General features: G+C 45.7%; 16 protein-coding genes. All 16 read left to right on the top strand.

Translation table 11 applies throughout. The annotated features are described in order from the left end of the window. The first annotated feature begins 1 nt into the window (after position 1). Entirely contained in the window at positions 2-1,264 is a 1,263-nt protein-coding gene (locus tag SELR_RS09255) for a phage portal protein (protein WP_041914360.1), read from the top strand. After that, positions 1,251-1,886 carry an HK97 family phage prohead protease gene (locus SELR_RS09250; protein ID WP_014424959.1) on the top strand — a complete coding sequence of 212 codons (636 nt, stop codon included), beginning with the start codon at positions 1,251-1,253 and terminating at the stop codon, positions 1,884-1,886. Before SELR_RS09255 ends, SELR_RS09250 begins: the two co-directional genes overlap by 14 nt. A gap of 17 nt (positions 1,887-1,903) precedes the next feature. Beyond that, positions 1,904-3,235, top strand: coding sequence for a phage major capsid protein (locus tag SELR_RS09245; RefSeq protein ID WP_014424958.1), 1,332 nt, complete (start codon positions 1,904-1,906; stop codon positions 3,233-3,235). 3 nt (positions 3,236-3,238) lie between these two features. Further along, entirely contained in the window at positions 3,239-3,511 is a 273-nt protein-coding gene (locus SELR_RS09240) for a head-tail connector protein (protein ID WP_014424957.1), read from the top strand. 3 nt (positions 3,512-3,514) lie between these two features. After that, positions 3,515-3,829, top strand: coding sequence for a phage head closure protein (locus tag SELR_RS09235; protein ID WP_014424956.1), 315 nt, complete (start codon positions 3,515-3,517; stop codon positions 3,827-3,829). Continuing rightward, on the top strand, positions 3,829-4,224 hold the full coding sequence (locus SELR_RS09230) for an HK97-gp10 family putative phage morphogenesis protein (protein ID WP_041914359.1): 396 nt from the start codon (positions 3,829-3,831) through the stop codon (positions 4,222-4,224). The genes SELR_RS09235 and SELR_RS09230 overlap by 1 nt, the downstream gene beginning before the upstream one ends. Further along, entirely contained in the window at positions 4,205-4,576 is a 372-nt protein-coding gene (locus SELR_RS09225) for a hypothetical protein (RefSeq protein WP_041914358.1), read from the top strand. The genes SELR_RS09230 and SELR_RS09225 overlap by 20 nt, the downstream gene beginning before the upstream one ends. Next, positions 4,573-5,169, top strand: coding sequence for a major tail protein (locus SELR_RS09220; RefSeq protein WP_014424955.1), 597 nt, complete (start codon positions 4,573-4,575; stop codon positions 5,167-5,169). Before SELR_RS09225 ends, SELR_RS09220 begins: the two co-directional genes overlap by 4 nt. Positions 5,170-5,242: 73 nt before the next feature. Further along, on the top strand, positions 5,243-5,551 hold the full coding sequence (locus SELR_RS09215) for a hypothetical protein (protein WP_014424954.1): 309 nt from the start codon (positions 5,243-5,245) through the stop codon (positions 5,549-5,551). A 196-nt stretch (positions 5,552-5,747) separates the two neighbouring features. Next, a complete protein-coding gene (locus tag SELR_RS17795; RefSeq protein WP_014424953.1) occupies positions 5,748-8,480 on the top strand; it encodes a hypothetical protein in 2,733 nt (910 codons plus the stop codon). Between the two features lie 11 nt (positions 8,481-8,491). Further along, positions 8,492-8,833 (top strand): hypothetical protein, encoded by a 342-nt coding sequence (locus SELR_RS09205; RefSeq protein ID WP_014424952.1) that lies wholly within the window; start codon positions 8,492-8,494, stop codon positions 8,831-8,833. A 3-nt stretch (positions 8,834-8,836) separates the two neighbouring features. Continuing rightward, the gene (locus tag SELR_RS09200) at positions 8,837-9,235 is read left to right on the top strand and encodes a hypothetical protein (protein ID WP_041914357.1); all 399 of its coding nucleotides are present in this window, start codon (positions 8,837-8,839) and stop codon (positions 9,233-9,235) included. Positions 9,236-9,239: 4 nt separating this feature from the next. Beyond that, positions 9,240-9,632: a hypothetical protein gene (locus tag SELR_RS09195; RefSeq protein WP_014424951.1), complete on the top strand. Its 393-nt coding sequence runs from the start codon at positions 9,240-9,242 to the stop codon at positions 9,630-9,632. A 13-nt stretch (positions 9,633-9,645) separates the two neighbouring features. Beyond that, positions 9,646-13,884: a hypothetical protein gene (locus tag SELR_RS09190; RefSeq protein WP_014424950.1), complete on the top strand. Its 4,239-nt coding sequence runs from the start codon at positions 9,646-9,648 to the stop codon at positions 13,882-13,884. Then, on the top strand, positions 13,885-14,148 hold the full coding sequence (locus tag SELR_RS09185; protein WP_041914356.1) for a hypothetical protein: 264 nt from the start codon (positions 13,885-13,887) through the stop codon (positions 14,146-14,148). Then, complete coding sequence (locus SELR_RS09180; RefSeq protein ID WP_014424949.1) at positions 14,145-15,365, top strand: hypothetical protein; 1,221 nt, start codon at positions 14,145-14,147, stop codon at positions 15,363-15,365. The genes SELR_RS09185 and SELR_RS09180 overlap by 4 nt, the downstream gene beginning before the upstream one ends. Positions 15,366-15,375 lie beyond the last annotated feature (10 nt).

The raw sequence follows: 15,375 nt of genomic DNA, 5'->3' as shown, positions 1-15,375 counted from the left end.
GATGGTGTTTAACTATTTATCGAACATGGTTAAATCAAAATTTAATCAATGGCGATACAATCACATTCGCAATGGCGTATTCACAGATAATCAGCCAATCTTCACGAGTTTTGGCGACAATATCTACATGTCAGACCTTATCAACAATTGCATTGACCGCATTGCAACGGAGTTCTCCAAGATTGATATAAAGTCAGTCGTAGAAACGGACGACGAGCGGGTGGCAATTCAGAAGGACGACATTACCCGATTATTCCGGTTTCAACCGAACCCCTTGCAGAGCACCAAAGATTTTCTTGCATCATGCGAGTGGTTACGGCGAAAGACCTGCCATTGCTTTATTTTCCCGCAGTGGGAAGAAGTAAAGGACAGTCGGGGGAACACGACACGGCGATACACGGCTTTTTATCCTCTCAACCCTTCATCAGTAAAGATGGGGCAGGACGAATTTGGTAATTGGCTAGTGGAATTCACATGGAAGGATGGCACAAGCGATACAATGCCACTCAATGAGGTCATTCACCTCAAATGGCGCAGGGGCACTAACCTTATCGCATGTGGCGGTAACGACCAAGGCAATGTAGACGACAGGGACACGCTGAAAAGCCTTGACATTCTGCATAAGGTCATGGAGGGCTTGCCCATCGCCATTGAAGCAGGGCTGAAATTGAGTGGTGTTTATACCGCCAAGACCATCATTGACGCTGACAAGCTGAAAGCCAAGCGCGACAAATTGGAAGAACACATTATGACAAGCAAGGCGGGTATTCTTGCCATCGACCTTGCAGGCGACTTCCACCCTATGAGTCAGCGTTCAGTAGTAATCCCCGAATCCATCATGACTTTTTTGAAAAAGGTTATTCGGGAACGCTACGGTGTGTCGGAAGCCATCGTTTCGGGGCAGTACAACGACGACGACCATGCAGCCTTCTACGAAACCTGTATTGAGGATGCTATTGTAGAGTTTGAGCAGGCGTTCTCACAGGTGCTATTCACGCCAAGGGAACAGGATATTGGGCATAGAGTCAAGTGCTACTACAACAAGGTGGAATACTACTCTACCGCCAACAAAATCTCCCTTGCACAGATTGCCCGCGAAACAGGCATTATGACACTCAATCAGATGGCAGACATGTTCGGCTTGCCACCCTTCATTGGTGGGGAGCGCAGGTTGCAGAGTTTGAACTTTGTAAACCTAGACCATGTTGACAAATACCAACTCAAAAACAGTCAGAAAGGAGAAAGCGACAATGGAAAAGAGTAAACGATGTTTACGCCATTATGAAGGGCAGGAGTTCCGCGCCGTCAGCAACGACACCGGCGATAAAGTCCTAGTCGGGCACCCCGTTGTCTATGAACGGAAGGCAGACATTGGCGGTTGGTTCGCAGAAGTCATTGAACGTGGCGCACTTGATGGGTGCGATATGACAGACGTTCTTTTCTTTGTGAACCATCAGCAGAGCAAAATCCCGCTTGCGCGAAGTCGCAGGAACAATGGCAGTAGCACAATGACCTTGCGTGTTGATGATGCAGGGTTGGCTATGGAAGCCCGCCTTGACACCGAAAACAACCCCGACGCTAGAGCCGTCTATTCGGCAGTATCGCGGGGCGACATGGACGGCATGAGTTTTGCGTTCAGTGTCGAGGACGAGGAATGGGAGGGGTTGGACACAGACTATCCTACCCGCCACATCCGCAAGATTGCAAGAATCTATGAGGTTTCGGCGGTGAATGAACCCGCATACGAAGCAACCGATATTTCTGCTCGTGACAAGGAGGCGTTGGAGAACGCCAAGAGTGCATTGGAGAATGTACGGTCAACGGAGTTGGAGGACTCTGACGAGATTGAAGTATATAAGCTGAAAAATGAAATTTTGTCTAAATGAAAAGGAGAACACAGACTATGAACATTCAGAACATGATTAACGAAAAAGAAACCTTCCGCAAGGAACTGATTGAACGCTCCAAGGCGTCCGAGGACGTACAGGAGCTGCGCTCCATCAATGCTCAGCTTGATGAAGTAAACAAGGACATTGCAAACCTGCGTTCCCTGCTTGCTGAACAGGTTGAGGCAGAAAAGCGCAATGCCGAAAAGCGTTCCGAGGACAAGGAGGACGACAAGGACGACAAAGAGGACGACAAGAAAAAGGACGATAAACAGTCCGAACGCTCCAAGGCGGTCAATGCAGGCGAAGTTACCAAGCGTTCTGCTGACTTCAAGCAGGGTGCAGGCTTTGAGGAACGCGCCAAGTTTGGCAAGGCTGACAATGCAGAAATGGAAAAACGTGGTAAAGCCATCAAGGAGGCCCGCACGGTAACGGTTGCCACCACGGGCATCATTATCCCGCATCGTGATAGCAACACGATTGGCGAACCGTTCAACACCATTTCCTCTCTTGTTGACAACGTAGGCACTATCACCTTTGATGGTGGCGAGTCCTACCGTCAGCCGTTCGCCATCGACACCCCCGCAGGTGATTACACGGGTGAAGGTGAGGAATACAACACGGCAGAAAGTACATTTGGACAGGTTTCCATCAACAAGTCCAAGCTGACCGCCATCGCTGACTACTCCGAAGAACTTGAAAAGCTCCCTGCTGCACCCTACGCAGAATACGTTCAGAACGGCGTGCGCGAGTCTTTGCGCCGTAAGCTGACGCAGGAAATTCTGATTGGTGACGGTTCGGCAGGCCACCTCGTCGGCATCTTCTCCAATAAGGTTGCCACGGCTGACACGGATTCTGTTGTGCCTGTTATCGACAAGGACAAAGACCTTGCCATTGATAAGATTGACGACACCACGCTTGATACCATCGTGTTCAACTATGGCGGTGATGAAAATGTGGAGGGCGCACAGGTGCTCATTCTGAACAAAATGGACTTGCTCGAATTTGCCAAGGTTCGTACCTCCAATAAACAGCGTTTCTATGACATTGTTTCCAACGGTAACTACGGCACGATTAACGGCGTACCTTACATCATCAACTCTGCTTGTAAGGCAGTAACGGGCACCAATACCAAGGCAGGCGACTTCTGCATGGCATACGGCAACCTCAAAAATTACACCCTTGCAACCTTCTCTCCGGTTGACATTAAGAAGTCCTATGACTCCAAGTTCCGTGAGGGCATGGTTTCTGTCCGCGGTTCTGTGTTCGTTGGCGGTAACGTAACTCGTCAGAACGGCTTTGTTCGTATCAAGAAAGCGGGCAAGACCTCTAGCGGTACGCAGGGCTGATAAATGACCGAGGTTGAAATCCTCGACGCTATAAAACAAGACCTTCGTATTGACGGCGACGATATGGATAACATCGTCGCCCGAAAGAAGGTTGTTGCCGAGGAATATGTGCGAAATGCAGGTTGTAAGGTAGATTATGACAATCCGCTATGCCTTGAAATCGTAACACGGTTCGTCGGCAGGCAGATTGACAATCCCGAAATTGAAACAGGCGTTGAAACAGGTATGCAGTTCGTTGGACTGTTGGAGCAGTTGCGCTTGTCACAGGAGGGATAGATTATGCAGATAGGCAGATTTAAGTATCGGATAGAGATACAGATAAACACGCCCACAGAGGATGCGGAAGGCAACTATGTTGAAGAATGGCAGACGGTTCACACCGTTTGGGCTGACATTACGCCTGTCAGCAGTAAGCAGTATTTCATTGCGAACCAAGACGCAGCAGAAGTTACCTGCAAAATCTATATCAGATACCTAGCTGATGTTACGCCACGCCACCGCATTGTGATGAAAAGCCATGCGTATGACATTGAAAGCGTCATACCAGACATTGCGAATGGTTTTTGCACTATCATGGCAAAGGAGGTTTTCTGATGGCATTAAAAGACCGCAGATTATCCGTCTCAAAATTGCAAGCATTGGTTGGGGATATTGCAGTGGAGGCAGGAAAGAAAGCCCTCAGTGAGTGTGCAGACGAGATTGTAGCTGACGCAAAGAGTCGATGTCCTGTCAAGACAGGAGCATTGCGCGACTCAATCCACAAGGAAGTCAAGAAGAACGGCGAAAGAGTGACCGTTGGCACACGGCTGAAAAGCGCACCCTCCAAGAAATACCCCAATGGCGTTAATTACGGCAAAATTGTGGAGTTCTCCCCAAGAATAAACAAACCTTTTCTTTATCCCGCGTTGGACGCCCACAGGGCACAGACAAAGGAGAAGATAAGACAGGCAATAGCGGAGGCGGTAAAGCATGGCAAATCTGATAGCTGACACAATAAAATCATTAAAACGCTCTCACGCTCTCTCACAAGCCCTACAAGGTGGTTCTAACGGAATATACCACCTAACTATCCCATTTGTGGGTAAAACGCCTACAGTCCAGTTCTCGACGGTTTCAGACGTACCTGCAATGTCAGCAGACAACGTAGAAATCTATCGAAGTGTTACAATCCGGTTTCACATCCTCACAAAAAGGGGCGAAGCTGAATACAATCCGATTGTCCGAGAAATGAATAGGATAATGGCTGAAATAGGGTGGTCGAGGGTACAGACAACCGAAATTTACGAGGATGGTCTTGTTATCAAGATTGTCGATTACAGAATAGGAGTTGAAGCAGAATGACTACGACAAAGAGTGGTCTTACTAATGCGGCTTTTATCGGTGTGCATAATTTCCACATCGCAGAGCTGATTAGCGACGAGGCAGGGAAAGCCCCTGTATATGGTGAGTCCATCTATATCCCGCGATTGAGGGAGATTTCCGTAAAACCGACGGTAGACAATGCAACGCTTTACGCGGATAACGGTGCTTGTGAAACGGCAACGGCTATTTCCGACTACAAGCTGACCATTGCTACGGCATCTCTCCCGCTTGAATACCGAGCAAAACTTTTGGGGCACAAACTCGACGAGAACGGCGTCATGCAGAATGGCGCAAACGACAGTGCGCCGTATTTCGCGGTCATGTTTGAGTCCGATAAATCCAACGGCAAGCGTCGTTTTGTACGTCTGACGAAGGTTAAGTTCAGTGAGCCGTCTGACGACTTCAAAACCAAAGAAGAAAAGATTAACTACAACACGCCGAGCATGGAGGCTACTGCTATCTATCGTGAGTCCGACAAGGTTGCACTTGAGCAGTTGGACGAAGAAATGGAAACATTCACCGACGCTGCGGCAAAAGATTGGTACACGCTCACCGAAAAAAGCGGTAGCTGACGCCAAGGATTGATTGGATGAGGGGTGGCGAAAGCTACCCTTTGTTTTTGTATGTAAAGGAGAATACGCAAAGATGGAAAAGATTGTAACGCCGACGATTGAAGTTGATGGTGTTGAGTATAAGGCAAAACGCCCGACGATGGGCATGTGGCGCAAATGTGCCAAGCAGGAAATGAGCGAGGACGAAAAAGGCAGTCCGTTTGACATGATTGACGGACGTCTGAATCTCGTCAAGGAGTTCTTTGGCATCCCCGACGATGTAGTGGAGAATATCGACGTTGCCGACGTTCTGCCTGCATATCGCGACGTAACCAAGTATGTGTGGAAACTTGCAACGTCCAAGATGGGTGAAATCCCAAACGAGGGCGGGGAGAACGATTAATTAATCTCTCCCCTTATGAATCAATCATGCGGTTATATGGCGGGCTTATTCGCTCATACAGTTGGACGATAAACCAAATTGACGAGCAGGGACTAGAGGATGTATTAGACATGCTCATAGTCATGGATAAAGTCGAAAACGCGCCCAAGTTGTCGTATGTGGATGATGTGTTGCCAATGTAAGCGAGGTGTAGAATATGGCAAAAGGACAATCCATCGAAGAATTATATATAGGGTTGGGGCTTGACATATCCGAACTGCAACTAGGCTTTGAATTGGCAGGCAAGACGGTCAATCAGACCATATCGCGATTGAATAGCGAAAACAAGCAAGTCAAGCTGAAAGCGGATATTGACCTTGCCAAGCTGGAGGGCGCGGGCAGTGCTATCGACAAGCTGAATGTCAAGGAACAAAGTCTGACACGGCAGATTGATATTCAGAAACAGAAACTTGATATTCTTGCCAATGCCTATAAGTCGGCGCAGAACGCAGATAAGGCCAAGGGATTGACAGAAGAATCTAGCCTTACACGCGGGGCACACACGAACTATTTGCGCCAAGCACAGGAGGTTGAAAAGCTGAACGCTGCACTTCGCAAGGTGCAGGCAGAGCAGGCGAAGATTGGTGCAGGCGCACAGGAAGTTGGCAAGATTGCCAAGGCATCACAAACCGCAAAGGCGGGGATTGATGGCTTGTCGAAAGGCTACGGCACATTGACCGCCAAGGCAACGGCGTTTATGGCAATTGCCACCACAGGCGCAGGCTTGTTCAACATCACCAATGCAAGTATGCAGGCAGGCGAAAACCTGTATAAGCTGACACAACGCTTACACTTATCAACCGCAGAGGCGGGGCAGTTAAGCAGGTTGTTCAGCGTTGCAGGCATTAGCATACAGGGAATTATTCCGTTCTTCTCACAGTTGGACAAGAAGATACTATCCTCCAAGAATGGCGTTGATGAAACATCGTCTGCGTTACGCAAGTTTGGCGTGAGGCTTACCGATACACAGGGCAATCTTCTCCCCATCAATCAACAGTTAGACCAATTAGCTAAAGGCTATGAAAAAGCGGCACAGGCAGGGAAGCTAGAGGAATTTCAAGCCCAAGTCTTAGGGCGTAGGGGCGCAGAACTCATACCGTTGTTGGAGGACTACAACGACAATATGCGTATCGCGTCGTCTATTAAGACTACAGGCTTACTGAACCCCAAAGAGGCGCACGAGTTATCCCTTGAATGGCGCAGAATGAAAGCCGAGGCAGGACAGTTACAGTCGGCTATGGGTGCGTCGCTTATGCCAATTGCCAAGGATGTTATGCCAGAAGTCGCGGACGGATTGAAAGAGCTTGTCAATGTAATTTCGAGCAACAAGGATACCATCAAGGAAACCATTGAGAATTGGGGCTATGCCTTGAAGGTATTGGGCGAGATTGCGGCATTTGGCGCAGAGAAGATAGGTAAACTTATCGGCCTCATGCGGGACGGCATGGACGAAATGAAATGGCTTGCCAAAGAACATCCTTTTGCATTGCGGAACGGCTTGTCATTCGGTCCATTGGGTTCATTTGCGTTAGGTCAGTATTACAGGAACGACTACGAGCAGTACAAGTCCCAACAGAAAACGTACAAAGATATTGCAGAGGGCAAAGATACAAGTTCCATCGGCAAGACGTTCAGTGATGCACTCAATAAGGGTACAGGCAAGATTGATGTAAGTGAGCTGAACAAATACAGTCAGTTGACAGGTCAGACAACAGACTTTGTGAAACGTGCATGGGACAATACAATGCCTTCGCTAAAGAAAGTCAGTGAGCTTGAGAAGGAAAACACCCGAGCGGCAGACGAAAACGCCAAGGCACAGGATAAAGCCCGCGAGGCTATGGAGTGGCGTGCAAGTGCAGCAGGGCAGTTGTCAGAGGCTATTTATAAGCTGACGCACAATGACATTGAAAATGCCCAACATGCCATGTATGTGCAGGCTGAAAAAGCGAAAGCTGCGGGCGTTTCCGACGACCTAATCAATCAGTTTGTCAATGCTCAATCTGGTAAGATTGCAGAAGAAAAGTTCCGCAACGTCACCGCACCAATGGCACAGGCGTTCAAGACAGACCTGCAAAATCAGCTTGACGATATCGACCTGCAAGCAATGGACTTTGTTCAAAAGGGCGCGTCGCAGGAGCAAGCGCAGGCATGGGCAAACGCTCGTAAAAGCCGTATCCGTTCCGATTGGGACAGACAGGTTGCCGAGCAAATCGACTCTATATGGAAAAGCGAATATCAAAATCAGCTTGACCGCATAGAACGCGAAAAGCAGGCGTGGATACAGAAGGGCTTGTCAGAAGTCAAGGCTACGCAATGGGCGGAAGAACAGAAGAAACAAATCCAACAGAACACCGTTCGGCAAATGTTTCAGCAACAGAGGAAGTACCTTGAGGCATACCGCGACGCAATAGCGTCGGGCAAAGGTATGCAGGGTGCTATCAATGCAGTTCGGGCACAAATGCGAAAAGACGCAGGCATTAAGGACTCTGATTGGACTACGCCATCAGAAATTGCAGGGTTTCAAAACGCACTGAAAGCGGCACAGTCAAGCCTTATCCCTATTTATGAGGATTCAGTGCGCTCGTCAATGGTACAGATAATGCGTGGCAATCAGTCGGAATACATCCTCCCCGATAAATCGGGACAGGCAGGTGTGTATGACATGAGCAATGTCACGGCAAGCATGGATAATCTAGGCGATCACATTGACAATGCGACAAAAGCCATTGACACGATAAGCCAAGGTAATCAGCCTACCACGCAGAACATCAATCTAAATGTGAATGTCAACGGCTTTACTGATGGCAGTTTGCAGGATAAGTTTGTGCAGGCAGGCGCAGAGGTCATTGCCAATGCGTTGCCCGATGCAAAGGTCAATCTTAGCTATTAGGAGGTGTAAGTATGGCAGTAGTAACAATTGATGGCATACGGTCATTGGGAAAGGTTGAAAACTTCACGTACACCCCCGACGACAGGCAGACACAGATTGAAGTCATGGATGGAACGGTTGTGCAGGACTTTGGACATAACGTGGAGGGCGACAAACTCACATTCTCCACCACGTTCAAGGTTGACGACTTTGCCAAGATACAGGACATATGGGAGTCGCGGAAGTTGGTCACAGTGGTTGATACCGGTGGTAGAACATGGGAAGATTGCCGTGTGCTAATAAAGTCATGGCAGTATGTGGAGCGTTTCGAGCAAACCGCCGTCAGTGCGACATTTGAGATATGGAGAGTATGATTAATGCAAAATCAGTACATCAATGTGTATAACGGCAACCCAACGGCAGGCGCACTTGATGGAGTGGTTGTGAGCTATAACGGCTTACAGACCAACCCTGTCAGTGTAGCGCTCAATGGCAATGTTGGTGAGTCGAAGGTTATAAAACTTGCTATACGGTGTGAGCAAGGCTATTGCGCCCCAAACGGTGCAGAAATATCTTTTGAGAATGATGTGATTGGACAATGGGAGCTATCAAAAACAGAAGATGGCACATTTTCAACGACGTTGACCATCGACACCGCAATAACCAATGTAAATACAATCTTTTACGCAAAAATAACAAGCGGTGTTGAAGCGCCACGAAAAAACACAAGCGTATCTATTATTGTTGACGCAGAAATCGAGAATACGGAGGACTAAGACTATGGCAGAGTATATCAATCTTTACATGAACAACCCCACGGCAGGCGGTACGGATGGTACGGCGGTTAGTACCAACGACACTGAAACGAACCCTGTCAGTGTGACGTTGGACGCAACCAAGAATGAAGAAAAGGTTGTCACCCTTGCGCTTCGTACAGAGGAAGGATACAAGACAAGCGGTGACACGGTAATTTCTTTTGACGGCACAACCAAGGACAAGTGGCAGGTATCTGAAACGGCAGATGGCAGTTTTAATGAAACACTGACCATTTCTGACAGTATCGGCACCACGAACAAACTCTTTTACGTCAAGGCTACATCGAGTTCCGATGAAAAGCCGAGCAACGATAAGTCGGTGAACATTAAAGTATCAACCAAGATTGAGGCCGTATAAAAGAGGTGCTACGATGGCGTGGACATTTGATACTAAACGTGCATTGGCATATGTTTGGGAAAACAAGGGCGACGGTTCTTTGTTTGATGAACATGCTTCATATGTCAATTACACCGACAAGGATAGAAGTACCACAGGCATAGCATTTAACGCAGGAGATAATATGCCGTTGGTCAAATATGTACCTGACTTAAACGATGTATGGATAAGCCTTGACTATTATAACGGAGGGAGTTATAGATGGGTACAGGTGTTCTTAAACGGCAACAAATCTATTGGTTTAAAGGGCACTGACGATAGCACATTCTTTAACTTTTTTGGCGACGAATACGCAGGCGTAGACGGCATTAACACTGTATTAATTCACATTGATTCGTTGAATGACTATGCTGAAATATGGATAAACGGAGTACGAGGGAAAAAGGTATTTGGTACAGGCCTAAACAACGCCCCCATTACATCGGTTTCGTTTTCGCCATCGGGGTGGTCGAGTGATTACGCACGTCGAACAATAAACGCCATGTCCAATATTATAATCAGTAGTGAGCGTATTAAGACGATAGTAAAGTTTGACACAAAGCGTACCGTTGACTCTGATTGGAAATATGTTTGGGAAAACAAGGGCGACGGTTCTTTGTTTGATGAACATACTTCGTATGTCAATTATACGGATAAGGATAGGAGCATCACAGGCATAGCATTTAACGCGGGAGATAATGCACCGCTAGTTAAATATGTGCCTAACCTGAACAATATATGGATAAGCCTAGATTACTATAACGGCGGAATATACAGATGGGTACAGGTGTTCTTAAACGGAGACAAATCTATTGGTTTGAAGGGCACTGACGATAACACCTTCTTTAACTTCTTTGGCGACGAATACGCAGGCGTAGACGGCATTAACACTGTATTAATTCACATTGATTCGCAGGATGACTATGCAGAAATATGGATAAATGGTGTTGCAGGAAAGAGAATAAACACAACAGGATTGAACGGTGAACCCATTACGTCGGTTTCGTTTTCGCCATCGGGGTATAGCAGTTGGTATGCATATAAAACAACAAATGCCATGTCCAATATTATAATCAGTAGTGAGCGTATAAAGTTTGCCAACGATTATAATATTGACACGGTAAGACGGTGTGTTGTTGAAAAGAATATCGAGCTTGACACGTTGCGCAGGGTGGCATTTGGCACGTCGATTGGTAGCGTCGAATTTTCCGCAGGCACGTCACGAGAAAAAATCAATACCGCTGAACCTTCGGTAGCGACGGAAAGAGCCGTTTTCACGGACGAGTTGGAAGATTACCGTTATGAAAACGCAGGGTTCATCGAAAAAACCTTTGCAAAAGGTTCTACGGTAGAGTGTGACACGGATAAATCACAAACAGGCGTAGCTATTTCATCAACACAAGAAATCACCTTCCCGATTAAACCGTCAGAACAGGTTTGGGTTCGGTTTGACGTTTATCTTGCCGATAGTGAGTCGTGGTTATGTATTATGCAAACCACCAATCACGACAATAACGGTATCAGCTTACATTGTGGCGAAAATATTGATGGTTGTTGGATAAACGGCATTCAATATGACGAGTATAATAGCTTGTCAGAAGGTTTCCACCAATGCCTGCTGCATATGACGCGGGCAACAGGCGAACACGATAACTACAGTTGGTGTGACACCGATGGACAGTTGGTGTTGTATGTTGACGGCAAAGAGTTCTATAACCATCGTGGCAACGTGAATTGTGGGCAACTTTTTGATAGCTTATATGCAGAGTGCGAAGATGGAGCACTGCTATCAAACATCATCATTTCAAACAACGAACTCACGTTTGACGATAATACGTCGGCATGGGGGCAATGGCGCATGCCATCACTCACTGCTGATGGAACATTGGGGACAGATAATTTTGCGTGCGTCTATTCTCGTAAGGCGTCGGGGTGGCTTGACCATCCACCCAAGGGCTATCAGCTTGTTACGCAGGGGCGTGATAGAAGTGTAGGCATGGAGGCAGGCAACTCCTTCACAATGTATATGGCTGACGATGTGAAGGTAAAGCGGTTTTTGCTAGATATAAAGCGCGACGCCAAAAGACACCAAAAATATCTTACAGGCCAAGGCGTTCCGGTTACAGGATATGTTGAGGCGTCCAATGATGGTGAGAACTTCACCAAGATTGTTGATTGGCAGATTGATGATGAAATCAAAAAAGTTGTCGAGTTGCCAAGCAATCTGCAAGTGTACCATTACTACAGGTTCTATTCCAATGATGATATAACTATCGCGCACATGAATATTGACGCCATTGTTTGCGGTGGTATATCCAAGAGAATCACCATTGATACCGCTAGAATGGTCGGCAGACAGGCTGACGTTGTTGGCGACACATCAAGGACTGTTATCCGCACTCAAACGAGCAGCTATAGCACCGAGCGAAAACACGCCAACATTGTTGTCGTAGAGTTCGATACGTATATTGGCTATACGCAAGATACATCAATCCTTGTAACATTGTTTGGCGATACAAGCAAGAACATCTATCGCAGTTATGGTGGCGCAAACGATGCTGCTAGAAACATCAAAAATGTCCATGTTGTAAATGCAGACACCGTTCGCAATACTTCGGGCAATGACATGTTTTCATGCGACACATCACGTCGTAGCGTTATAAATGCCCGATTGAAGGTAGATACGTGCAAATCTGTTGGTATTAACACCAAACTTCAAGTCTCGACATGCACAATGATTGATGGTCGTGTACGTGTGAAGTTTGACACTTCCGTTGTCATGCCCACAAATATAAGTTGGGCAGGGAAAGATGGCTACGCAAACAATGGTGCTAGGTTGGCGAAGGTTGATATTAACATAGCCGAAAATACCGTTAGTGACACAATACAGCTAGAAATAGCCAATTGCTCACTTTACCCCAAGGATACCATGAAAGGGTGTTTGTTGGACTATGAATATAACATGTTGGTCAAGCAGACCTCTACAAACGGCATAATGACCACCGTACAATCTATGGAAAATATTAAATTGCTCACCAAAACTGTAATGCGCTACCCCGATTTTGATGGTTCGGGCAAAGCGACAAGCGCAGGCGGTGGTTCGCAATTAGTACCAAGGTTGTCTAATCGCGGTGTAGGCGGGCTTGACGTAACCTTCTATGTGGATGGTGGCACTGTAAAAAAAGCACCGACAACAAAAGCGACATACCATTTCAACTATTTGGCAGGATTGCTAGGATTGACACCCGTTGCATTGTTTGATGATTTTGTTCCGTCAAATGGGTGTGCTTACCAAATGTCAACGGTGATGAATTTGATAAGTAACTTCTTTTCATGGACAAAGGAAGTGCCGTGGCGACAGGTCAATGTCTTTATTCGTGGCAACAAGATATACGCAATCCAACGCGGGCATGAGCCGAACACGGTTGATATTTCGCAAATGCGTCATACTCGCCCTGTCATTACAAGAGAGTCTGTTTCCATCTACAAAACATGGACAAAATCTCCCAAGAAAAACATAAATTACACTGTTGATGTTGATGTTGACGCTGATACTTCCACCAACGGCGATGTATTGGGATTTTCCGCAGGGAATACTCAATGTAATATTTCGTATGACGATAATCATAGACCTGTATCTATGGACACCACAGGCGATGACACACATGAGAGTGTATCGTACACTTATATAGGCAACCAAATAGTAGAGTGGCACACTGTTTATGACTCAAGCGAAAATGAAATTGACACGTATTGCGTGTACACGACAGATATTGGCAATAATCATGCTATGGTAAGTAGAAGTAATGGCGGTTCGACGTTTACTACAAACATGATACGAAGTATGTTTTTACGCCCCGAAGTGCTAAATATTTCTGCATCACTCGAAAATTATCGCATATCGTATGATTGTGAGAGAAATGATACATATGGGAATATGCTGAAATACGAATCTGATAGCGAAGAAAACGCAACACCGTTTCCGGTTGAAGGCGACGATATAAATAAGCGTCTTTTCAATGAGGTTGTGCAGTATAATTCGTCAAAATGCAAAGAGCAGGTTACACTTGACATTGTTACGTCTGTTCGCAATGGTGAACCCGACTATAAGCATGTTATTGATTTTCGCGACACACTCATGCTAGATGGCAAGAAATATTATCTGCAAAGCAATAGTGTTTCGTTGAGCACAAAAGAGTTCAGACAGTCGTTGTCGTTAGTGAGGTGGTTTTAAATGAATGGGTTGTCTAAGTTGCGTCAAAAGGTTGCAGATATTAATAGCGACATAAAGCAAATGCAAGATAGAGTGCAAGAGGTTGAGCGCAAGAAAAATACAACCGCGATTCGTGGCACATATTCAAACGGCAAAATTGAAGTTGAAGGTGGTTATTATCCATGTTTAACGGCAAGTAAGGATATTTTGTTAAAAGATGGTTGTAGTGTTTATGTATTGCCTACGAGGGCAGGTGGTTATGTTATTGTCGGTGGTGGCGTATGAGTGTATATAGCGCAAGATTAAGTTCAATAAACGGTAGAACGGGCGTTACCGAGAACGGTGAACGCCTATTCTTTATTGGTAATAGAACATTCAATGAAGGCGATATTGTTTATACAGACGGTAGATATATATACGGCACAGAGGTAAAGCATGGTGGCTCATTTGTAGACGAGCCGCCATTGTGCTTGCCATACCTTGACAACGAAAAGAGAATTAAAAGATTAGGCTTTAATGGCTTGCAAAAAGCAGTAGCGATGTTTTCTTGTAAAACAGAATCGTGTGTTTTTGTTGCAGGCAAAAAGGCTTGTTATCTTGTGATAGATTATTGGTCGTATGCGTATTATTATAATCTAAAAACAGGAGCGTCGGCAAAAATCTCCCTTACTGAACTTAGTCGTGCATATAGTAGTCCGTTAAGTGCCATTGTCGATAATGACGGAAACTTATTGACAATGTGGGATACTGCCACTAATATGAACAATGGTTATAGCGCGGTTATTTACAAAAACAACAAGGTTTATGATTATGTGCCTGTTCTTTATTCGGCTAGGACAAAATACGATTGGGATGTTTCGTATATATTCCACCTTTTTGGTATACCTAATTTTGGTCATTTGCGAAAAGATGGTTCTTGTCAAGTGTTGTTTATTACCCAAGACAAGTGTGTTGATTCTTTTAGAGATACCTCAGTATATAGAAAAGATATTTTTCTTTATGACACAAAAACGAAGAGAAAGACCATTGTTGATAAAACTTTTATTTATGTGTCTACAGGTAGAACCTCGTTTAGTAGCAGTTCGACACCTTTTGAAATGGAAGTTGGGACAACCAAAGATGGACGCTCATTAACGGCAAGATATCATATTGAAACGGTTGCAACGGAATCTTATTACGGAAACTTCAAACGAAGCATACAGGTTGATTTTGGAGCGTACAGCCGTACCTTTATGGATGATGGGACAAAAATATTTGATTTTACAAATTACAACGGTTATTATATCAATTCTGCATGTGAACATGACGGTTGGATATACTTTGTAACAGGTGATGGACTTTATAAAACAAATGATAAAACTTGTTGCTTAGTGTCGAAAGACTACAGTTGTACAGATTGGAATAAATATCGCACGTTAATCCATAACAGTACGGTTGAGTGTTTGTCTGTATCTGATGTTATGCAAGCAGGTAGAATTATCCAAAAGCTAAACTTTGAGTAAATGGAGTGAT

It is taken from the genome of Selenomonas ruminantium subsp. lactilytica TAM6421 (assembly GCF_000284095.1).
Taxonomy (GTDB): Bacteria; Bacillota; Negativicutes; order Selenomonadales; family Selenomonadaceae; genus Selenomonas_A; species Selenomonas_A lactilytica.
Note: the sequence above shows the minus strand (reverse complement) of the source record. Positions and strands in the feature narration are given on the sequence as shown.